This window comes from Micromonospora sp. NPDC005298 (assembly GCF_040607375.1).
Taxonomy (GTDB): Bacteria; Actinomycetota; Actinomycetes; order Mycobacteriales; family Micromonosporaceae; genus Micromonospora.
In genome coordinates, this window is sequence record NZ_JBEXGP010000005.1 from 137,779 (window position 1) to 158,683 (window position 20,905).

A 20,905-nucleotide genomic window follows, 5' to 3' on the forward strand; every position below is an offset into this window, starting at 1 on the left:
GGCGGGCTCACGGCACGATCACCGCCCGGCCCTGGAGGGTCCCCGCGCGCATCTGGCGGTAGGCCTCCAGGGCGTCGTCCAGGGCGAAGGTGGTGGTCGTCGGCCGGACGAGGCCCCGCGCGCCCAGGTCCAGCACCTCCACCAGCTCGGGACGGCTGCCCCAGTAGGTGGTCGCGATGCTCACCTCGTACGGCACGGAGAAGAACGACACCGGCAGGGTGCCCCCGCCGATGCCCACGATGGTCAGGTCGCCGACGGTGCGGGCCACCGCGACGCCGAGCGTCAGGGTGGCGTCCGCGCCCACGAAGTCCAGCACGACGTCGGCACCCCGCCCGCCGGTGGCGTCCCGGATCTCCTCGGCCGCCGTCGGGCCAGCCGTCACCGTACGGTCGGCGCCGCACTCCTCGGCCAGCCGCAGCGCCTCGGCACGGGTGTCCACCGCGATCACGCGGGCGGCCGTGGTGGCCTTGAGGATCTGCACACCCACGTGCCCCAGCCCACCGACCCCGATCACCACGGCCGTGCTTCCCGGCGGGAGCTTCGGCCAGGAACGCCGCACGGCGTGGTACGGGGTGAGCCCGGCGTCGGTCAGCGGCGCGGCGTGCACCGGATCCAACCCGTCGGGCAGCGGCACAACGTGTCGCGCGTCCGGGACCAGCTCGTACTCGGCCATCCCGCCGTCCAGGCCCAGGCCGCCACCGCCACCGGGCACCGGCGCGTCGGCCGGGTTCTCGCAGTACGGGTCGACGCCGACCCGGCAACGGGCGCAGGTGCCGCAGCCCCACGGGCCGTAGACGGCAACGGGCTCCCCGACGCGCAGCCCGGTCACGCCGTCGCCCAGGGCGTGCACCCAGCCGGCGTTCTCGTGCCCCAACGTGAACGGCGGGTCCCAGGGCACCGAGCCCGGCTCGAACTCGTCCATCAGGTGCAGGTCGGAGTGGCAGGCGCCGGCGCCGCCGATCCGCACCACCACCTGGCCCGGCCCCGGTGTCGGTTCGGCGACCTCGACCAGTTCCGGTTCCGACTTCCATCGCATCAACCGCAGTGCCCGCATCCGACCGTCCCCCGTCTCTGAATCCTGCCCGAGCCTGCCCGAATCACCGACCGGCAAACGAGGTCACGTGGCACCGTCGGGCCCGGCTCACCCGATCCGGGTGAACCGGACTCGCCCCGGCAACGGTGATCCTGCTGGGACACCCCGGCGAAAGGGCGACGCGATGGGCACGACGGTGGCGCGGTACCTCCAGCAGGTGGACGACGGACGGCGGCCGAACCTGCCCGAGACCACCGCCGGGACGCTGCGGCTGGACGTACGCGGAGGAGGTGGCTGCACCGAGCACTGGTACCTGACCGTGGCTGACCAGCACGTCCAGGTGACCAGGTCCGCGGAGGTCGCCGACCTGGTGGTCCGCGCCGACCGGGCGGTCTTCGACCGGCTGGCGAACGGCTCGGCGCACATCGCCGCCGCGCTGCTGCGCAACGACCTCACCGTGCGGGGCGACCTGCGGCTGCTGACGCTCCTGAGACGCATCTTCCCCGGACCCGAGGGCGCCCGTCATCCGCGCGAACTGGGGCGGGCGGCGCTGGCCGGTCGGGACGCACAGCCGTGAGGCAGGAACTCGTGCACGTCGTCGCGGGCAACGTCTTCGCCATCAGCGACGCCCAGGGCGACATCGAGATCGATCCGCAGGCGCCCGTCGGTCTCTTCGCGTTCGACACCCGCTTCCTGTCCCACTGGGTGCTCACCGTCGACGGTGAACGGCTCAACGCCCTCTCCCGCGACGACATGACCTCCTTCGAGACGCGGTTCTTCCTCGTCCCCGGTGTGGCCAGCCACTACGTCGACGCCGACGTGTCGCTCATCCGCCACCGCTCGGTGCACGACTGCTTCCACGAGAACATCACGGTGCTCAACCACTCCTCGCGGCACGCGGAACTCACCGTCCGGCTGGACCTGGGCAGCGACTTCGCCGACATCGCCGAGGTCGGCGCCCTCCGACAGCGGGCCGTGCACGTCGACGCCGACTCCGCGCGGCACCGGCTCGTCCTGCGCTACCAGCGGGAGCGGTTCGTCCGCGAGGCCACCGTGAGCAGCAGCGCGCCCGCCGAGGTGGACGAGGGTGGAATGACGTTCCGGATCCGCCTCGACCCCGAGGGACGATGGGAGACCGACCTGCACGTCAGCCTGACCATCCAGGGCGAGAAGGGGCAGGACATGCGGGCCCATCTGGACTCGCACCAGCAGGCAGTCCGCGGTGGGATGCGTGAGGACCTCGCGGACTGGCTGGACCGGGCTCCGCGGCTGGTCTCCGAACGCAACGGCCTGGAGGCGACGTACCAGGGCGCTCTCGCCGACCTGGCGGCGCTGCGGTACCGGCCGCTGGCGTACACCGAGCGGGTGCCGGTCGGGGGTCTGCCGTGGGCGATGGCGTTCTGCGGGCGGGACAGCATCATCACCTGCCTCCAGACGCTGGCGTTCACCCCCGAGCTGACGCCCGCGACGCTGCGGATGCTGGCCCTGCTGCAGGGTGGGCAGCTCGACGACGAGCACGAGGAGGAACCGGGCAAGATCATGGCCCAGCTCCGCTACGGCGAGTCGGCGGCCTTCGGCGCACTCTCGAACGCCCTGTACTACGGTGCCGCCGACACCACCCCGCTCTTCGTCGTCCTGCTCGACGAGTACGAACTCTGGTCCGGCGACGCCGACCTGGTCCGCGAGTTGCGCCACCCGGCCCGCATGGCGCTGGACTGGATCGACGAGTACGGCGACCTGACCGGGGACGGCTACGTGCGCTACCAGCGCCGCAACGAGCGGCACGGCGCGGTGAACCAGTCCTGGAAGGACTCGGCCGACGCGATCGTCGACTCCCGTGGACGGCAACCGGCGTTCCCGCGCGCCACCTGCGAGGTGCAGGGCTACGCGTACGACGCGAAACGACGCGGCGCCCGACTGGCCCGCACGTTCTGGGACGACCCCGCGTACGCCGACCGGCTGGAGCGCGAGGCGGAGTCACTCAGGCAGCGGTTCGACCGGGACTTCTGGCTGCCCCAGCAGGAGCACTACGCGTTGGCCCTCGACCCGTACGGCGAGCCGGTCGACGCGCTGTCCTCGAACATCGGGCACCTGCTGTGGAGCGGGATCGTGCCGGAGCACCGTGCGGAGGCGGTCGCCGAGCACCTGATCGGGCAGCGGCTGTTCAACGGCTGGGGTGTGCGTACCCTCGCCGCCGGGCAGCGGCCGTACAACCCGGTGGGCTCGCACCTGGGGGCGGTGTGGCCGTCGGACAACGCGCTGATCGCCGCCGGGCTGCGGCGGTACCGCTTCGACGCCCACGCGGCCCGGATCGCCTCCGGCATCCTCGACATGGCGCAGACCCTCGGCGGGGCGGTGCCCGAGCTGATCGCCGGCTACGAGCGGAGCATCACGAAGTATCCCGTCCAGCTGCCGTCGGCGGGCCGCCCACAGTCGTGGTCCTCGGGTGCGCTGCTGATGCTGCTGGGCACCCTGCTGGGACTGCGGCCCACGGGGGACGACCTGCTGGTGACTCCGGCGCTGCCGGCGGGCTTCGGGCGCCTGGAGCTGCTGGACATCCCCGGCCGTTGGGGTCACGCCGACGCCTACGCCGGCGACCGCTCCACCGGCGCGCGCCGCCGCTGACGGGGCGTCACTCGTCGCGGTGCGCCGCCCCGCCGACCTCGTGACGGCGTTTGCGTCGGGCGCGGCGGAAGCCCTGCACGGCGAGGCCTTCGCCGGCCAACTCGGCGGGGCGCGGCGCGGCGCGGATCGCGGTCAGCAGCAGCACGACCGTACGCGGCCCGGCAGACGCATCGAGGGGACCACCAGCGAGCAGCCGCTCGGCGGTCTCCTGATCCATCTGATCTGCGTCCATCTCGTGTCCCTCAGCGCCGCCCACCTGCGCGGCGTCACATCCGCCCCGGCGAGGGGGATGTGGCACGCGGGGGACCCGCCGGACGCGGGCAGACTCAGCCCATCGTCTTGGAGCCGTCGATCGCCTCCCGCAGGATGTCGGCGTGCCCGGCGTGCTGGGCCGTCTCGGCGATGAGGTGCAGCAGCACCCGGCGCACCGTCCAGCTCGCGCCCGGCTCGAACCAGGGCGCCTGCGGCAACGGGTGCGCCACGTCCAGGTCGAGGGTGGCGACCAGCTCGTCGGTCCGCGCGGCGACCGCCTGGAACCGCTCGACCAGCCCGGCCAGGGTCTCGCCCGGCGCCATCCGGAACTGACCGACCCAGTCGATCTGCTCGCGCTGCATGGCCTCGGCGCCACCGACGGCGAACCGCATCCACCGCTCCTCGGTGCCGGCGACGTGCTTGATGAGCCCGCCGGGGCAGAGCTCGCTCACGGTGCTGCGGGCGGCGGCCTGCTCGTCGCTCAGCCCGTCGACGGTCTGCAGGAGGAAGCCCCGGTGCCGTCGCAGGGTCTGCAACAGGTCGGCCCGTTCCCCGGTGAGCTGCTCGGTGCTGGTCATCCTCGCCCCTTCGTCGAAGTCCGTTGCGCGTCAGACTAGGAGGGGGCACCGACACTTCGGCGTGGGACACGACGGTGGCCCGGGCCGCCAGCGGTTGCCGATCGGCGTGCGGGACTGTCCACTGAATGACATGGGTGTGATCAAGGTGGGCACGTCGTCCTGGGCCGACCAGTCGTTGCTGCGCTCCGGCTGGTACCCGCGTTCGGCCAACACGCCGGCCGCCCGGCTGGCCTTCTACGCCGGCCGGTTCCCGCTGGTCGAGGTGGACACCTCCTACTACGCCGTGCCGGTGCCGGAGACCACGCAGGGCTGGGTCGACGCCACACCGGAGGACTTCACCTTCGACGTCAAGGCGTTCCGCCTCTTCACCGGTCACCCGACGCCGGTCGCCGCGCTGCCCCGGGACCTGCGGCCCGCCACCGGCCCCAGCCGGGTCCGCCGCCGCGACCTGCCCGAGCAGGTGTACGACGAGCTGTGGGCCCGGTTCCGCGCGGCGCTCGACCCGATCGCGGGCGCCGGCAAACTGGGCGTGGTGCTGTTGCAGTTCCCGCCGTGGCTGGCGCGCGGCGCCGCGGCCGAACGTCGAATCGTCGAGCTGGCGCAGCGGTGCCACCCGTGGCGGGTGGCGGTCGAGGTGCGGCACGGGTCCTGGTTCGACGGTGCCGCGCGGGCGGCCACCCTGGACCTGCTGCGGGCACACGACCTCTCACTGGTCTGTGTCGACATGCCGCAGGGGCACCCCTCGTCGGTGCCGCCGATCCTCACGCGCACCGCGGAGCCGGCTGTCGTCCGCTTCCACGGGCACAGCGACGCGTGGCGCGACGGCGACAAGGAGGACAAGTTCCGCTACGCGTACGCCGAGTCGGAACTGCGGGACTGGGCCGGGCGCCTGGCCGAGCTGGCTGGCGGGGTCGACGACCTGCACGTGCTGTTCAACAACTGCTGCGCCGGGCAGGCCCAGCGCGACGCCACCCGGTTGGCGCAGGTGCTCGCCGAGAGCATGCTCGGCGGAGTGCCGGCCGGACCGCGTCGACCGCTCGACGGTCAGAGCGTCCCGGCGCGGGCCGCGTCGACCCCCTGACGGCACCCGCCCGCGTGCCGTCCGGCCGGGCCGGAGCACGCGGGCAGCGTGGTGCCTCAGGAGCGCCGGCCCCGGCTGCGCAACGCGTCCTGGGTGCTCTCCGTGACGTCCGCCTCGTCGGGGAAGGTCCGGCCGCTGGGCGCCGGGTCCGGCGGCGCGCCCGGCCCGGCCATCGTCGTCCGGGTGGGCTCGACCGGACCGAAGCCGTGCCGCCCCGCCGGATCGGACCGGCCGGGCGCCGCGCCCGCGCGCCGCTCACCGCGCCGTCCCTCGGGCACCGCCGTCTCCTCGCTGCCCTCGTCCATCGGCGAGTCGTCGTCCGCGCCCCACGGCGCGTCGGCGTCGAAACCGTCGCCGGTGCCCCACGGGTTGACCGCCTCCGGTTCCAGCCGGTCACCGCCGCCACTGCTGCGTGCCTCGGTCATGGCCACCTCGCTCGTCGGTCCGCCGCTACCGGCGGACGGATCGCCCGTCCCCGGCCGGTCCCGCCCCCTCGGTGTCGCCGTGGGGGGCGTGCGGGGCCGGCCGGTGGCCCCCGTCGACGGTCCGGCGGGACACCGGCCGGCCCGACGCTCAGCGTCCGGACATCGCCATGTGCCGCTTGCCGGCCCCCATGCTCATGCCCATCTTGGCCATGCCCATCGGGGCGCTGCGCATCCCGCCGGCACGGTTGAGGATCCCGCGCAGCACCTGGCCGGGCTTCTGCTGCTCGCCCATGTACGCGGTGACCACGACCAGCGATCCGGTCAGCGCCGGAATCGCCCACTGGAGCAGCTTCATCTGCCGCTGGGACGAGGCGACGTTGGCCGGTGTCTGCTGGTTGGGTTCGGTGGTGCCGCTCACCGGCGGTCCGCCCGCCTTCTCCAGCCGCATGCCGACCAGCCGGCTGTAGCCGGTGACCGCGAGCGCGCCGATGGTCAACGCCGTCTTGATGGCACTGGCCCGGCCGACGCCCCGCTGGGCCGCCACCCGAGGGCTCTCGGTGACCAGTTCGCCGACCGCGCCGGCCAGGTGCGCGCCGATGGCGGCCGCGTTGACAGGTGTCCACTTCGACCATCCGGCCGAGGCGACCGGGAGCCGCTGGGTCGAGTCGTTGATTTTCGCCGCTGCGCCGTTGACGCCGAAGGCACCCATGAGGGAGCCGCCGAACCAGGCCGCCAGACCCAGATCGTGCATCGAGCGCAGTGCGGTGTGTCGTTCGGACATGTGATCCCCTTCCGCCGTGTCGGGCGATGCGGCTTACCCGCCGCCCGGGCGGCTAACCCCGTCGTGCACCGGTCGATCCCCGCCGTACCGGCACGGCGGGGACATCCGGGCGTCGGGGCGCCGGACCGCCGCCGGCAGGAGTCGTCGGCGCGGTGGCGGGTAGATCCGTCTGACGCCGACGGAGAGGGGAACGGAATGTCGCAGCCGGACGAGGTTCGGGAGAAGACCCCCAAGACGGACGCGGTGCTCATGCATCCCGACAACGACCCGCACCGGAACACGGCGGAGGTCGCGCCGCGCAAGGACCACGCGGAGATCCGGGTGGAGCGCGACGGCGAGTTGACTCCACTGGAGCAGGACGAGTGAACCCGGCCGGCCGGGCGACGTGCCCGGCCGGTACGCCTCAGCGCGGTGGCAGGTCGCCGGCGAAACGGGCGATCCGCCCCGCGAGGGGCGTGCTGGCGCGGACCCAGGTGAAGTGGTCAAGTGGCGCGCCGGCCTGCGCCACCGTGTAGCGCTGGCGGGTCACCCGCGCCGCCGCGAGCTTCGCGCAGAGGTGGTCCATGGTCTCGTGCGGGGTGTACTGGTCGTCGTCCACGCTGATCGCCAGCACCGGTGTCCGCACCGCGCGTACCGCCGCTTCGGTGTCGGTGCCGTCCAGGCGCGGGAAGCGGCCGGTCCGGGCGGTGTGCGCCCAGTCCCGGATGACCCCGCGCGCCTGCCGACCGCCGAATCCCCAGCCGGGCCAGACCCCGAGCAGTGCCGCGGTGGCGGCGATCCCCTGGGTGTACGGCAGGACGCCGAGGCCGCGCCGACCCGGGTAGACGCGCCAGTAGGGGACGCCCACGGCGACCAGTGCCAGCCCGTCCACGTCGGCGTCGCCGTGCAGGGCGAGGTGCAGCAGGGCGGCCTGCCCGCCGAGTGAGTGACCGAGCAGCACCCGGGTGCGCCCGTCCAGCCGTGGCTTGAGGGCGGCCAGGACGGCGCCGACGTCACCGGCCAGCTCGCTGTAGCCGTGCCGGTCGGCGCGGTTCGGCGCCGGCGTGCTCGTCCCGGTGCCTCGCAGGTCGGCGACGACCACGGCCAGCCCGGCGTCGCGCAGCGCGGCCGCGAACGGGCGGTAGTAACGGGCGCGTACCCCCATCGCCGGCCAGATGACGACGACCGGCGCGCCCGCCGATCCGTCCGGCTCGGGATACACCTGCACACCGATTCGGGCGCCGTCGACCTCGACGAACTCCTGCGCGTACTCCGTCTCCCCGTTCACCGGCCCAGCTTACGGCCCGACGTTACCGGCGGGTAGCCGAGGCGGCCCGGACGCGACGGAAGGCCCCGCCGGGTGGCGGGGCCTTCCGGTGACGCGTCAGGTCAGGAGACGGAGATCGCCCCGTTGCCGGCCCGGACACACGACACCGCGCGGGCGGCGGTGGTGGCGGCCCCGGCCAGGCACTGGCCGAGCACCTGGTGCCCGGTGGCGTTCGGGTGCCACGACTCCTGGCAGGTCTGGAAGTAGCTGACGCAGGTGTTCGCGATCCGCTGGATGGCGATCTTGTCCTTGCCCGCGAGGCTCGTGACGAAGGTGCCGTTCGCGCCGTCCTGGAGGCGGATCGGGGTGGCCAGCGCGCCGGTCGGGCTGTTGGTCTGCTCGCAGAGCCGGGCGCCGTCGAAGGCCCGCTGCACGTTGAGGTAGACCAGGTCGGCCGAGGGGAACTCGGCGGCCAGGGTGTCCCGGGTGGACTTCACGATGCCGCCGAGGCCCTGGGAGAAGCGGTGCCCGGGCGCGAGGCTGGCGCGGTGGATCGGGCAGCCGGCGGCGTACCGCTCGGCGCCCAGGTCACGGAACTTGTCCCGGGTGTCGTCCCGGCCGTCCTCCTCGTGGAACACCGGGTTCAGCTCCAGCGGCAGCGGATTCGTGTAGTCCTGGAACACGATCCGGTGCTGCCCGTCCGCGTCCACCTGGTCGAGGGTCGTCAGGATCTGGCGTACGGCGGCGGTGGTCTCCGCGGTCGCGGCGCTGAGCTGCGCGGCGGTGGCCAGGTCGGCGTCGCTGCACGGCTTCTGCTCCACCGGCCCGTTCAGGTACGCCCAGAACTCCCACCAGCCGGTCCACGCGTCGGCGATGAACCGGTTGGCGCACTTCTCCGCGACGCTGCCGAAGGTGAACGAGCTGTTGTTGGAACCCAGCCCGATCAGCACGAGGTCGATGTCCTGGGTCTGCGCGACGGCGCGGAGCTGGTCGAGCTGCGCGGCGACGGTCCGGCCGTTGGCGCGCGCCTGCGAGGCGTTGGCGATGTCGTGCGGCTGACCGCCGGAGCAGGCCAGGTTGAAACGGTTCTGGATGCCCGGCAGGTTCGCCTGGTTCAGCGACGCGTTCGCCGACCGGTGGCAGAAGTACGCGTTGTTGTTCGGCGCCGTCCAGCCGGGGAAGCCCTGGGCGACCCCGTTGACGTCGACCACCGGGGTGTACGCCCCGGCGCCCTCGCCGCTGATGAAGCTGTCGCCGAGCGCCACCGCGGCGGTTGGCAGCGCGGCGGTGGCGGGGGAGGGCAGCGCGACGGCGGTCGACAGCGCGGCCGTGACGATCGTGAGTGCCGCGGCGAGCGCGGTACGGCGGAACCTGGGCATGGGGCTCCCGTCCATCGAAAGATGAAAGATTCTCTGAGGGCGCGATCAGATCACCCGCGCGTGACGGGCGTCAATGGCCCGTAACAGAATCTTTCGACGAATGACATCTCGGCCCGCCGGGCCGTCCGTCCGAACCGGACGGCCCGCCGGCGTACCGGCCCGTCAGGGCCCGCCTGACCGCCGGGCGACCGCTACCTCGCCGGCGCGGCGACCGCCCGGTCGGGGCGCCCACGACGCCTCAGCGCGACCGCGCCCAGGGCGTTCAGACCCACACCCCAGATCAGCAGTACGCACAGCCACTGCACCCACCGCAGCACGCTCATCTCGCCCGACAGCAGGTGGCGGACACTGCCGAACGGGGTGAGCCACGGCTGCGCCGGACGGAGGGAGTCCACCGCGCCCAGCAGCCCGAACAGACCCAACGGCAGGACGATCGTGGCGAGGAACGCGATCACCGTCGAGCGCAGCAGCAGACCCAGCCCGGTGCCCACCAGGCCGGCGACGACCTGCACCAGGACGCTGCCCACCGCGACCGTCCCGGCGTGCCGCCACGGCTCGTCGGCCACGGCGGCCGGGGTGAGGGCCACCGTGGCGGCGCAGATCAGCACCCCGGCCACGCCGACGACGATGGCGGGCAGCAGCACCGCGAGCACCGTGGGAACGACCCCGACCGCGTCGGACGCCCGCCGACGATCACGCACCAGCAGGATGCCGAAGAGTGGCGTCAGCACCGACATCAGGCTCTGGGCCGTGTCCGAGACCGCGGCGAACGTCCGGTCGGCGGGAGCGGCCGCCGCGACCAGCGCCACCGCGGCGAGCAGCCCCGCCGCCAGGGTGCCCACGAGCAGCCAGAACCGGCCCCGCGTGCCGAGGGAGCGCCGCAGCGCGCCGCGCGTCGTCTCGTCCACCCCGTCACCTTTCGACGACCGAACAGGTACGCGAGCCTACCGGTGGGGGTGTCGGAGCGTGGTCCCGCGATCACCCGTAGCTGTTCCCTCGCTCACGTCCGGGCGGTGTCACGCGGCGGGTCGCGTAGGGCGTCCGGGAGTTGTCCCAGCCTCCGGCTAGGCTCGCTGCGGCGCGCCACGCCGGCTGATGTCGCCGGTGACCGGCAGCACACCGCCGAGACCGGGGAGTACGACCAGTTGACCGCAGAGCCTGACACCCTGTACGGGGCCGATGACCTCACCCACCTTGAGGGGCTGGACGCTGTCCGCAAGCGGCCCGGCATGTACATCGGCTCCACCGACAGCCGTGGCGTGGGTCACCTCGTCAACGAGATCCTCGACAACTCCACCGACGAGGGTGTCGCCGGTCATGCCAGCCACGTCGAGGTGATCCTGCACGCCGACGGCTCGGTGCAGGTCGACGACGACGGTCGGGGCATCCCCACCGACGTGCACGCCAAGTCCGGCATCTCCGGCGTCGAGCTGGTGCTGACCCGGCTGCACGCCGGCGGCAAGTTCGGGGGCTCCGGCTACAAGACCTCAGGCGGCCTGCACGGCGTCGGCGCGTCCGCGGTCAACGCGCTGTCCCGCCGGTTCGACGTGACGGTCCGCCGCGCCGGCAAGGTCCACGCCATGTCGTTCCGGCACGGCGTCCCCGGGGTCTTCGACGGCGACGGCCCGGACGCGCCCTTCACCCCCGGCCCCGGGCTCCAGGTGGTCGGCGCCATGAAGCGCGGCCACCGCACCGGCACCTCGATCCGCTGGTGGCACGACGCCCGCTACTTCGAGACCGGCGCGGCGCTCGACGTCGACGCGGTCCGGATGAAGCTGCGCAACACCGCCTTCCTGGTCCCCGGCGTGACCTACCTGCTGCGTGACCTGACCGGCGAGGCGCCCGCCGAGGAGCGGTTCCACTACCCCAACGGGCTCAGCGACATGGTGGAGTTCCTCGCCCCGGCCGGCGACCGGCCGGTCTCGGGCATCCTGCTGGTCAACGGCGAGGGGACGTACCGGGAGAACGCCGCCGACGCCAACGGGGTCATGCAGTCGAACGTGCAGCGCCGCGCCGAGGTCGAGGTGGCGTTCCGCTGGGGCACCGGCTACGAACGCACCGTGGAGTGCTTCACCAACACGATCCGCAACGCGCACGGCGGCACCCACCGCAAGGGCTTCGAACGCGCCCTCGTCCGCACCCTCGCCGACGCGGTCCGCAACACCCGTGGCCTGCTCAAGGCCAAGGAGGAGCCGCCCACCCTGGACGACGTCCTGGAGGGCATGACCGCCGTGGTGCACGTGCGGATCCCCGAGCCACAGTTCACCTCGCAGACCAAGGACGAGCTGTCCACCACCGGCATCACCAAGGTGATCCAGACCCTGGTCGACGCGCACGTCAAGGCATGGCTGGAGGACCGGCGCACCAAGGCCGAGGCGCGTACCGTCCTCCAGAAGATCGTCGACGCGGCCCGGGTGCGGCTCACCCAGAAGCAGCAGAAGGACGCCGCCCGGCGCAAGACCGCCCTGGAGGGCGCGTCGATGCCGCCGAAGCTGGTCGACTGCCGCGCCACCGGCATCGACCGCAGCGAGCTGTTCATCGTGGAGGGCGACAGCGCCCTCGGCACCAGCCGCATGGCCCGCAGTTCGGAATACCAGGCGTTGCTGCCGATCCGGGGCAAGATCCTCAACGTGCAGAAGGCCAACCTCCAGCAGGTTCTGGACAACGCCGAGTGCGCGGCCATCGTCCAGGTCCTCGGGGCCGGCTCCGGGCGTACGTTCGACCTCTCCGCGCTGCGCTACGGCCGCGTACTGATCATGGCCGACGCCGACGTGGACGGCGCGCACATCCGTACCCTGCTGATCACGCTCTTCGCCCGGTACATGCGCCCGTTGATCGAGGCCGGGCGGCTCTACGCCGCGATGCCGCCCCTGCACAAGGTCACCACCAAGGGGCGCAACCCGCAGACCGTCTACACCTACACCCAGGCCGAGATGGAGACGACGGTCCGCAAGCTGGAGAAGGCCGGCAAGCAGATCGTCACCCCCATCCCACGGTTCAAGGGTCTCGGTGAGATGGACGCCGACGAGTTGTGGGACACCACGATGAACCCGGCCACCCGCGCCGTCCGCCGGATCACCCTCGACGACGTGGACGCCGCCGAACGGATCCTCGAACTGCTGATGGGCGAGAAGGTGGAGCCCCGGCGCAACTGGCTGATCGACTCCGCCGACCGCGTCGACCGCGAGGCGATCGACGCATGAGCGCCCGTTCCGTTCGAGTGGAGAGCTGAGTCATGGCACGCCGTAAGGAAAACAAGGTCGACCTCTCCTCGTTCGACCAGGCCGGCGCGCGGGTCTTCGACAATCCGCTGGTCACCGAGGTCTCCGACTCCTACCTGGAGTACGCGTTCTCGGTCATCCACTCCCGCGCCCTGCCGGACGCCCGCGACGGCCTCAAGCCCGTGCACCGGCGCATCCTCTGGTCGATGTACGAGCAGGGCTACCGCCCCGACCGTGGGCACGTGAAGTCCGCCCGCATCGTCGGGGACACGATGGGTAAGTACCATCCGCACGGCGACACGGCGATCTACGACGCGATGGTCCGCCTCGCACAGGACTTCTCGCTCAACGTGCCGCTGATCGACGGGCACGGCAACTTCGGTTCACCCGACGACGGCCCGGCCGCCTCCCGCTACACCGAGGCGCGGATGTCCCGCGAGGCCATGCTGCTCGTCGGTGAGCTGGGCGAGGACACCGTCGACGTCGAACCCAACTACGACGGGTCGCTGACCCAGCCGACCGTGCTCCCGGCCGCGTTCCCCAACCTGCTGGTCAACGGCGCGTCCGGCATCGCGGTCGGCATGGCCACCAACATGATCCCGCACAACCTGGCCGAGGTGGTCTCCGCCGCCCGCTGGCTGATCAACCACCCGGACGCCACCCTGGACCGGCTCATGGAGTTCGTCCCCGGCCCCGACCTGCCCACCGGTGGTGTGCTGCTCGGCCTGGACGAGGTGCGCCGGGCGTACGAGACCGGGCGCGGCGTGGTGCGGATGCGCGGCAAGGTGGAGATCGGCCCGATCGAGGGCAGCCGGGGCCGCCAGGCGATCACCGTGGTCGAGCTGCCGTACGGCGTCGGCGCGGAGAAGGTCATCGCGGCGATCACCAACGAGGTGACCAAGACCAAGCGGCTGACCGGCATCGCCGACGTCAAGGACCTCACCGACCGCGAGAGCGGCACCCGGCTCGTCGTCGAGTGCAAGGTCGGCGTCAACCCGCAGGCACTGCTCGCCGACCTCTACCGGTTGACGCCCCTGGAGCAGTCGTTCGGCGTCAACAACCTGGTCCTGGTCGACGGGCAGCCGCGCACGCTCGGGTTGAAGGCGCTGCTGGAGGTCTTCCTGGCCCACCGGTACGAGGTGGTCACCCGGCGCACCTCGTACCGCCGCCGCAAGCGGCAGGAACGGCTGCACCTGGTCGACGGTCTGCTCATCGCGTTGCTGGACATCGACGAGGTGGTCCGGCTGATCCGGGGCAGCGACGACGCGCAGGCCGCGAAGGACGGGCTGATGAGCCGCTTCGGCCTCTCCGACATCCAGGCCACCTACATCCTGGACACGCCGCTGCGCCGGTTGACCAAGTTCGACCGGATCGAGCTGGAGGCCGAGCAGGAGCGCCTACGCGCCGAGATCGCCGAGCTGAGCGCGATCCTCGACGACGAGCGGGTGCTCCGCAAGGTGGTCTCCGACGAGTTGGCGGCCGTGGTCAAGCAGTTCGGCGCCGAACGGCGTACGACCCTCGTCGACGGTGACCTGAAGGAGGTGCTGGCCGCGTCCGCGCCGGCCGGCCCACTGGAGGTCGCCGACGACCCGTGCCAGGTGATCCTCTCCGCGACCGGGCTGGTCGCCCGGACCGCGGCCGAGTCGGAGGAGAGCGCCGAGGGGCGCCGCCGCAACGGCCGGGTCAAGCACGACACGGTACGCGCCATCGCCCACTCCACCGCCCGTGGCAGGGTGCTGCTGCTGACCAGCGCGGGCCGGGCGTTCAAGGTCGACGTCCTGCCGTTGCCGGTGCTGCCGGAACAGGCCGGCACCGTGTCGCTGCGTGGCGGGATGTCCGCGGCCGAGCTGGTGCCGCTGGAGGCGGGGGAGACCGTCGTCGGTCTGGCCCCGCTCGGCGGGCCGGCGGACGGCTCCCCGGGGCTCGCGCTGGGCACCCGCCAGGGCGTGGTGAAGATCTGCTCGCCGGAGTGGCCGGTGCGCTCCGACGAGTTCGAGGTGATCGGTCTGCGCGACGGTGACGAGGTGGTCGGGGCGACCTGGCTGACCGACGGTGCCGAGACGTTGACGTTCGTGTCCTCGGAGGCGTCGCTGCTGCGGTTCCCCGCCGGGCTGGTCCGTCCACAGGGGCTCAAGGGCGGCGGCATGGCCGGCATCAACCTGCCGGCCGGAGCACACGTGGTGTTCTTCGGCGCGGTGCGCACCGACGACCCCGGTCACGGCGAACCGATGGTGGTCACCTCCACCGGGGCGACGGTCAAGGTGACGCCGTTCAAGTCGTACCCGGCGAAGGGCAGGGCGACCGGCGGCGTACGCGCGCACCGCTTCCTCAAGGGTGAGACCGACGTGGCGGTCGCCTGGGTGGGACCGCGCCCGGTCGGCGCGACCGGCACCGGCGACCCGGTGGAGCTGCCCGCCGCCGACCCGCGCCGCGACGGCTCCGGCTTCGCCGTGATGCTCGGCCCGACGGTGGTAGGCCACCTCATCGAGCGCGACTAACCCCCACGGCCGGCTTGTCAGGCGTGCCGGCCTGTCTGGTGTGCGGGCTTGTCTGGTGTGCGGGCTTGTCTGGTGTGCCGGCCTGTCCGGCCTGCCGGCTCGTCCGGCCCAAGATCCGCACAACTTCCGGGAAGTTGCTGCTTCTGGCAGAGTGCTTTCCACCCAAATGCCCGTATGTTGGCGCCTGACCCGCTGCATGATCGTGCTCGATCCCGGAAATAGTGGCATCGCTGGCGCGGGATACCACTCGATCCTGGATCGAGCACGATCATGCAGCGGGCGGGGTAATCCGGGGCGCGGGCCTGCGGGGCGGGCGCGGGTGCGGAGCCTGCCGGGCAAGGCGCGGGCGCGGGCCTGCGGAGCGGGCGAGCGATGTGGGCGTGCATCGTCTGCGGGCTGGGCGAGCGGTGCGGGGCGCGGGCCCGGGGCGCGGGTGAGGGCCTGCGGTGCGCGCACGGTCAGGCGGGGCCGGGCCAGGGGCCGGCGGGGTTGCCGGGGTCGGGCCGGGCGGTGCGGGACCTGGGTCAGGCGACGTTGTGCGGGCGGAACTGGACGCTGACCCGTGGGCCCACCGGGCGGGTGGTCTTCGGGATGGCGTGTTCCCAGGTGCGTTGGCAGGAGCCGCCCATCACGATCAGATCGCCGTGCCCGACCGGGAACCGCAGGCTTTCGCCGCCGCCTCGGGGGCGCAGTAGCAGCGGGCGGGGTGCCCCGAAGGAGACGATCGCGACGACGGTGTCGGTGTGCGCCGAGCGGCCGATGGTGTCGCCGTGCCAGGCCACGCTGTCGCGCCCGGACCGGTAGAGGCACATGCCTGCGGTGACGAACGGCTCGCCCAGCTCAGGGGTGTAGTGCCGAGTCAGTGCCGCCCGTGCCTCGGTGAGCACGGGGTGTGGGAGTTGCCGGTCGCCGGCGTACCAGCAGAGCAGGCGCGGCACGTCGACCTCGCTGTCGTACATGGTGCGTCGTTCGGCGCGCCAGGGCACGTCGGAGAGCAGGGTGTCGAGGACCGTGTCGGAGGCGCGCACCCAGCCGGGGAGGTGGTCGACCCAGGCGCCCCGGGTGAGCTGGTGCCGGCGGATCTGCCCGGCCAGCGGCCCCAGGGTCGGCTCGGCGTCGGTCAGGTCGAGCATCGACGGCTGATAAGCGGCCTGCGTCATACGGCCACCCTAGCAGCACTTTCGTACACCAGTGCTAGTCACCCCGGCCGCCCTCGGCAAGATCGTGCTCGATCCCGGATGTAGTGGCCTCCTACGCGCTTCGAGGGGACTATTTTCAGGATCGAGCGTGACCAGGCGCGACGCCCGAGCGCCCGGCGCCGAACGTGACGCTCAGGGCCGTCGCCTGTCAGTCCGTGGGGGTCGTCGTGGGGACGGCGGCGAGCACCGCGTCGACGACCCGTGCCCGCCCCCGCCCGTCGACGGCGGACCAGGCCCGCGCGGCCAGTGCCGCCCGCCGCTGCGGTGAGCTGAGCAGGCCGTTCAGGGTTCGGGCTGCCGTCGCGCGGGCCGCCCGTCCGGCGATGCCGGTGGCGGTCAGCTCGGGTAGTTCACCGAGGCCGGCGGCGAGGCCGTGGCGGACCACCTGGTGGTACGACTCGCGTTGGTTGTCGACCACGCAGACCAGGGCTGCGGGTGCGCCGAGGCAGCAGAGTTCCCAGGTGGACGTGCCGGCGGCGCTGACCACCAGGTCGGCCTCGGTGATCAGGGACGGCAACGCGCCGGTGGGCGGGACGGGTCGGATGGTCTGCCCCCGGCCGGGGGTGATCTCGTCCAGCTCGGCCTCGGTCTCGGGTCGACCGACGACGACGGTGAGGTCGATGGGGTGGCCGGTGGCGACCAGTACCCGGGTCAGCACGGGGGCCGCGCCGACCGCGTCGGTGCCGCCGAAGAAGGCCAGCACGCGGGGTCGGCCGACGGTCGTGGCGGGTGGGGGTGTCGGCGGGCGGGCGGTGCGCACCGAGTCGCGCAGCAGGGCGTACGCGCTGCCGGCGAGCAGCCGTCCGGGCAGCCGCGGGTGCCGCGCCCCGTAGTTCTGGTCGAGGTAGAGGTCGGCGTCCTGCCCTCGGCTGTCACCGTCGACGACGGCGAGGGTGCACACGCCGGCGGCTCGCAGCGCGCCCGCGCCGGCGGGGTCCAGCTCGTAGGAGTCGAGGACCATCACGTGGAGGTCGTGCCGGTGCGCGGCCTCGACCAGGTCGGCCGGTGTGTCGGGGCCGGTGTGCAGGGGGATGTCCCGCGCGGCCAGTTCGGCGACCGCCCAGTCGAGCCGTTCGACAGTGCCGAACATCGTGACGTGGGCGCCCCGGGCCTGGAATTCCTCGGCGAGGGCCAGACAGCGTACGAGGTGTCCGACGCCGCGGCGCGGTCCGGCATCGCAGCGTATCCCGACCCGGATGGTGCTCAGGACTCCTCCAGCTGCTTCTGTCGGACGTCGGCGTTGAGTGCCCGCAGCCGGGGCTGCCCGTCCAGCCAGTCGGCGAGGGTGGTCAGCGGCACGCTGACGTCGCCGAAGTGGTCGACGACGGCGTTGACGAGGGCCCAGTCCTGTTCGGTGTCGAGGGTCAGCCGCAGTCCGGATCGGTCCGGGGTGAGGGTCACCCCGAGCACCCGGAACAGGTCGGGGTGGGTGTACGCGTACGAGGTGACGTGCACCCGGTGGTGTCCGGTGGCGAGCCGGTCGAGGGTGCGCAGCGCGTCCGCCCGGATGATCTCGACGTCCAGTCCCCGGGGCAGCGTACGGGCGATCGACGTGCTCGCGTAGTCGAGTCCGGGGACGGCCCGGTACACGGCGGCGACCAGCGTGACGATCTCCGGGTCGAGCAGGGGGCAGTCGGCGGTGAACCGCATGACGGCGTCGCCGGGGTGCGCGGCGAGGGCGCCCACGAACCGGTCGAGGACGTCGTCGACCGGTCCCCGGTGGCACGGGACGTCCAGCCGTTCGCATTCGGCGACGACGGCGTCGTCGACGGGGTCGGTGCTGGTGGCGACCACCAGGTCGGCGAGGACGCCGCTGTCGTTGGCGGCGCGCACCACCCGGCCCAGTACGGACCGTCCGGCGAGGGGGCGGAGCACCTTGCCGGGCAGCCGCGAGGATCCCATCCGGGCCTGCACGATCCCGACGATGCGTGGCCCGGTCACTGCTGCTCCTCCTGTGGGGGGCCGAGCACCGTGCGGGCACGGCGCCTGGCGGCGCGGGCGCTCCGCTTGGCGAGTCGGGCGGGCGTGATGGCGAGCCGGCCGACCCGGTAGCTGAGTGAGCCGCTGAGCAGGCCGATCGTGGTTTCGGCGCGGCGCAGCGCCCGCTCGCGTGAGGTCAGCAGCTCCTCGGTCCACGCGGTCAGGGCCGCGAGCCTGCTCAGTTCTTCGCGCTGACGCAGCCACGCCTCCCGCAACTGCTGGTAGCTGTGCGGGCCGACGGGCGGGTCGGTCGGGGTGACGGCGTGCAGCCGGGTGGCGAGGGTGATCCGGCCGTCGGGGTCGAGGTGGTGCAGGGCCGCCGTGATCTCCGCTTCGGCGTCCACCGCCTGGGTGACCGTCGCGCGGTCCAGGTCGCGTCCGGCGAGCCCGCCGAGCACCACGGTCAGGCCCGCCACGTCGAGGGTGGACGACCACGGGTGGGCGTACCCGCCGGTGAGCAGGCCCGCCGCGAACCGCCACAGGCCGCGGGCCAGCACCACGTCGGTGGGCAGGGCGTCGGTGGCCCGCCAGCTCGCATCGAGTACGGCGTACCGTTCGCCGTCGACGACCACGTTGTCGGTGCCGGCCAGCGCGGTCGCGCCGCCGACGAGTCCGGCCGCGTCGGCCTGGGCGGCCAGCCAGCCCGTGTACCCCCGCAGCAGCGCGCGTAGCCCCGCCAGGTCGCGGCGCAGGGCCGCGTCGAGCAGCAGGGTACGCAGCAGCCGGCCGGATGGCACCGGCCCGTCCACCGCGTCGGGGTCCCGGTACGCGGCGGCGCGGCTGGCGAACGGCTGCGCGACGGGAAGGCCCGCGCCGGTGCGCGGGGCGAGCTCCCAGCGCCAGCCCGTCGGGCCGTCGAGCACCTCCAGTACGCCGATTCCGGGCTGCCCGGTCTGCGTCAGCGCCACCGGCAGGTCCCCGTCGGCTGCCGGCGCCCCGGGCCGGCGGGCGAGCATCAGCCAACCGGGCGCGAGGTCGGCGGCGCGTCCGGCGTGCAGCGCGTCCACCGCCAACCGGGCCGGGTCCTGCAGGACGGTCGCGCCGGTGAAGCCCGCCGCGCAGGCGGCGTGCAGCACCGCGTCGAACAGGCCGGAGCCGGCGCCCCGGTCGAGCCGGTCCGCGTCGAGCAGCGCGGTCGGGGCGCCCGAGTGGGGGTACGCGGCCCAGCAGGCGGCCGCCAGCAACCCGGCGTCGCGCAGCCGTTCGCGGAGCTGGTCGCGGTTCGCCGGGTGGGTCTGGTCGAGCACGCCACCGATCACCCAGGCCGAGTCGTCCCGGCCGGCGTACCAGGGGGTGGTGTCGACGAGTCGGTGCAGTCCGAGCGGGTTGTCCAGGCGCAGCAGCAGCGTGCCGCCCGGCCGCAGCGCGGCGACGAGTCGCGCCAGTACGCCGTCCCAGCCGAGCCGGGTGCCCTCCACCGACTCCACCGGGTCCAGTCCGGCGGCGGCGATCACCACGTCGTACGTCTCGTCGGCGGGCAACCCGGCCGGGCCGCCCACGACCACGTGGGCGGCGCGCGGGGCGAGCGCCACCGCGTCCGGGTGGCTGCGCAGCAGGCAGGTCACCTGGGCGTGGGTGAGCCGGTCGAGCAGTGCCGGGTCGTGCGGGCCGGCCAGCAGGACCCGGGCCCCGGGCGGCACGATCCGGGCGGCCAGGACGGCGAGGGGCCCACCGTCGGCCAGCCGTTCACGCGGCAGGTCGGACCAGGCCAGCATCTCGCCGCCCGGCAGGGTGATCCGGCCGGCGGGTGCCGTCTCAGTCGTCACGGTCGTCCTCTTCCTCCTGGAGGTTCGCCCAGCCGAGCAGCTCGCGCAGCTCGGCCGGCGAGCAGCGGTGGTCGGTGCCCAGTTCGGCGCGGGCGATCCCGGTCGCGGTGGACAGGTCGACCGAGGTGCCGTGCAGCTGCGGCCACTGTCGCCGGATGCGGGCCGTCCCACCGAAGGTCGGGTCCTCGTTGGACAGGATCATCGGGTCGCCGTAGACCGCCGGTTCGCAGCCGGCCGCGATTCCGTAGAAGATCGCGCTGGTCAGCCGGTTGGAGGCCACCCGGCGGTGCCGTCGCAGCTCGGTCAACTGCTTGTCGAGGAAGTCCGGGTCGGTGTCCTTCCACCAGTGCCCCCGGTAGCCGTGGCAGATCACCCGGAATCCGGCGCGTTCGTAGAGGCGGCGGACGTTGCGCATGCCGTACTCGTGCCAGTACAGGCAGACCGTGACCGGGCCGGGCTCGGTGTCCCGGATCAGGGCGATGAGTTTGGGGTGGTCGCCCTTGACGTGCTGACCCTCCCAGCCGTGGAACGGGTACCAGATGGTGCCCTCGCGCTCCTCGACCGGCGGCTCCTCGGGACGCGTGGCCAGCAGGTAGACGAAGGGCGCGCCGATGACGACCACGTTGCGCCGGCCCACCGACCAGGCCCGCCGGCGGGTCTGCTCCGACCACAGCAGGCTCGGGGTGCGGTCGGCGTACGGGTGTCCCGGGGCCAGCCCGTCGCCGATGTTCCAGCCGTGCTGCACGTACCCGTTGATCCGGGGTGGGTGCCGGTCGCCCAGACCGGCGTAGCGGGCCAGCACGTGCGCGTGGCCGTAGAAGTGGTTCGCGTGGTGCATCAG

The 20,905-nt window shown here is 73.2% G+C and carries 19 protein-coding genes; 6 read left to right on the forward strand and 13 right to left on the reverse strand.

The window, feature by feature from the left end; genetic code table 11:
- Nucleotides 1–7 precede the first annotated feature (7 nt).
- Nucleotides 8–1,036 carry an NAD(P)-dependent alcohol dehydrogenase gene (locus ABZS77_RS12715; protein ID WP_354821659.1) on the reverse strand — a complete coding sequence of 343 codons (1,029 nt, stop codon included), beginning with the start codon at nt 1,034–1,036 and terminating at the stop codon, nt 8–10.
- Nucleotides 1,037–1,217: 181 nt separating this feature from the next.
- Here ABZS77_RS12715 and ABZS77_RS12720 point away from each other — a divergent pair, with 181 nt between their 5' ends.
- Both ABZS77_RS12720 and ABZS77_RS12725 read left to right on the forward strand, forming a co-directional pair.
- Nucleotides 1,218–1,610, forward strand: coding sequence for an SCP2 sterol-binding domain-containing protein (locus ABZS77_RS12720; RefSeq protein WP_354821662.1), 393 nt, complete (start codon nt 1,218–1,220; stop codon nt 1,608–1,610).
- Nucleotides 1,607–3,658, forward strand: a complete 2,052-nt coding sequence (locus ABZS77_RS12725; protein WP_354821665.1) for a glycogen debranching N-terminal domain-containing protein — start codon at nt 1,607–1,609, stop codon at nt 3,656–3,658. The genes ABZS77_RS12720 and ABZS77_RS12725 overlap by 4 nt, the downstream gene beginning before the upstream one ends.
- A 7-nt stretch (nt 3,659–3,665) precedes the next feature.
- Here the strand turns inward: ABZS77_RS12725 and ABZS77_RS12730 are convergent, their stop codons facing one another.
- Both ABZS77_RS12730 and ABZS77_RS12735 read right to left on the reverse strand, forming a co-directional pair.
- Nucleotides 3,666–3,890 carry a hypothetical protein gene (locus ABZS77_RS12730; protein WP_354821668.1) on the reverse strand — a complete coding sequence of 75 codons (225 nt, stop codon included), beginning with the start codon at nt 3,888–3,890 and terminating at the stop codon, nt 3,666–3,668.
- Nucleotides 3,891–3,984: 94 nt separating this feature from the next.
- Nucleotides 3,985–4,488, reverse strand: coding sequence for a DinB family protein (locus tag ABZS77_RS12735; protein ID WP_354821671.1), 504 nt, complete (start codon nt 4,486–4,488; stop codon nt 3,985–3,987).
- Nucleotides 4,489–4,618: 130 nt separating this feature from the next.
- Here ABZS77_RS12735 and ABZS77_RS12740 point away from each other — a divergent pair, with 130 nt between their 5' ends.
- The gene (locus ABZS77_RS12740) at nt 4,619–5,569 is read left to right on the forward strand and encodes a DUF72 domain-containing protein (RefSeq protein ID WP_354821674.1); all 951 of its coding nucleotides are present in this window, start codon (nt 4,619–4,621) and stop codon (nt 5,567–5,569) included.
- Nucleotides 5,570–5,625: 56 nt separating this feature from the next.
- Here the strand turns inward: ABZS77_RS12740 and ABZS77_RS12745 are convergent, their stop codons facing one another.
- Nucleotides 5,626–5,994: a hypothetical protein gene (locus tag ABZS77_RS12745; protein WP_354821677.1), complete on the reverse strand. Its 369-nt coding sequence runs from the start codon at nt 5,992–5,994 to the stop codon at nt 5,626–5,628.
- A 148-nt stretch (nt 5,995–6,142) separates the two neighbouring features.
- A complete protein-coding gene (locus ABZS77_RS12750; protein WP_354821680.1) occupies nt 6,143–6,775 on the reverse strand; it encodes a hypothetical protein in 633 nt (210 codons plus the stop codon).
- Between the two features lie 195 nt (nt 6,776–6,970).
- Here ABZS77_RS12750 and ABZS77_RS12755 point away from each other — a divergent pair, with 195 nt between their 5' ends.
- Entirely contained in the window at nt 6,971–7,141 is a 171-nt protein-coding gene (locus ABZS77_RS12755; protein ID WP_354821683.1) for a hypothetical protein, read from the forward strand.
- Between the two features lie 37 nt (nt 7,142–7,178).
- Here the strand turns inward: ABZS77_RS12755 and ABZS77_RS12760 are convergent, their stop codons facing one another.
- The 3 genes from ABZS77_RS12760 to ABZS77_RS12770 form a co-directional block, all read right to left on the reverse strand.
- A complete protein-coding gene (locus ABZS77_RS12760) occupies nt 7,179–8,042 on the reverse strand; it encodes an alpha/beta fold hydrolase (RefSeq protein WP_354821686.1) in 864 nt (287 codons plus the stop codon).
- Between the two features lie 101 nt (nt 8,043–8,143).
- Nucleotides 8,144–9,400 carry a hypothetical protein gene (locus ABZS77_RS12765; protein WP_354821689.1) on the reverse strand — a complete coding sequence of 419 codons (1,257 nt, stop codon included), beginning with the start codon at nt 9,398–9,400 and terminating at the stop codon, nt 8,144–8,146.
- A 191-nt stretch (nt 9,401–9,591) separates the two neighbouring features.
- Entirely contained in the window at nt 9,592–10,308 is a 717-nt protein-coding gene (locus ABZS77_RS12770; protein WP_354821692.1) for a hypothetical protein, read from the reverse strand.
- A gap of 165 nt (nt 10,309–10,473) precedes the next feature.
- Between ABZS77_RS12770 and ABZS77_RS12775 the strand changes: the two genes are divergently transcribed.
- Entirely contained in the window at nt 10,474–12,603 is a 2,130-nt protein-coding gene (locus ABZS77_RS12775) for a DNA topoisomerase IV subunit B (RefSeq protein WP_354821942.1), read from the forward strand.
- A gap of 32 nt (nt 12,604–12,635) precedes the next feature.
- Entirely contained in the window at nt 12,636–15,119 is a 2,484-nt protein-coding gene (locus tag ABZS77_RS12780; RefSeq protein WP_354821695.1) for a DNA topoisomerase IV subunit A, read from the forward strand.
- A 524-nt stretch (nt 15,120–15,643) separates the two neighbouring features.
- On the opposite strand, the gene ABZS77_RS12785 is transcribed toward ABZS77_RS12780, so the two are convergent.
- The 5 genes from ABZS77_RS12785 to ABZS77_RS12805 form a co-directional block, all read right to left on the reverse strand.
- A complete protein-coding gene (locus ABZS77_RS12785) occupies nt 15,644–16,279 on the reverse strand; it encodes an alpha-ketoglutarate-dependent dioxygenase AlkB (protein ID WP_354821698.1) in 636 nt (211 codons plus the stop codon).
- Between the two features lie 187 nt (nt 16,280–16,466).
- On the reverse strand, nt 16,467–17,525 hold the full coding sequence (locus ABZS77_RS12790) for a spore coat protein (protein ID WP_354821945.1): 1,059 nt from the start codon (nt 17,523–17,525) through the stop codon (nt 16,467–16,469).
- Complete coding sequence (locus ABZS77_RS12795; protein ID WP_354821701.1) at nt 17,522–18,259, reverse strand: glycosyltransferase family protein; 738 nt, start codon at nt 18,257–18,259, stop codon at nt 17,522–17,524. The genes ABZS77_RS12790 and ABZS77_RS12795 overlap by 4 nt, the downstream gene beginning before the upstream one ends.
- Entirely contained in the window at nt 18,256–20,064 is a 1,809-nt protein-coding gene (locus ABZS77_RS12800; RefSeq protein ID WP_354821704.1) for a class I SAM-dependent methyltransferase, read from the reverse strand. The genes ABZS77_RS12795 and ABZS77_RS12800 overlap by 4 nt, the downstream gene beginning before the upstream one ends.
- Complete coding sequence (locus tag ABZS77_RS12805; RefSeq protein WP_354821707.1) at nt 20,054–20,902, reverse strand: hypothetical protein; 849 nt, start codon at nt 20,900–20,902, stop codon at nt 20,054–20,056. The genes ABZS77_RS12800 and ABZS77_RS12805 overlap by 11 nt, the downstream gene beginning before the upstream one ends.
- Nucleotides 20,903–20,905 lie beyond the last annotated feature (3 nt).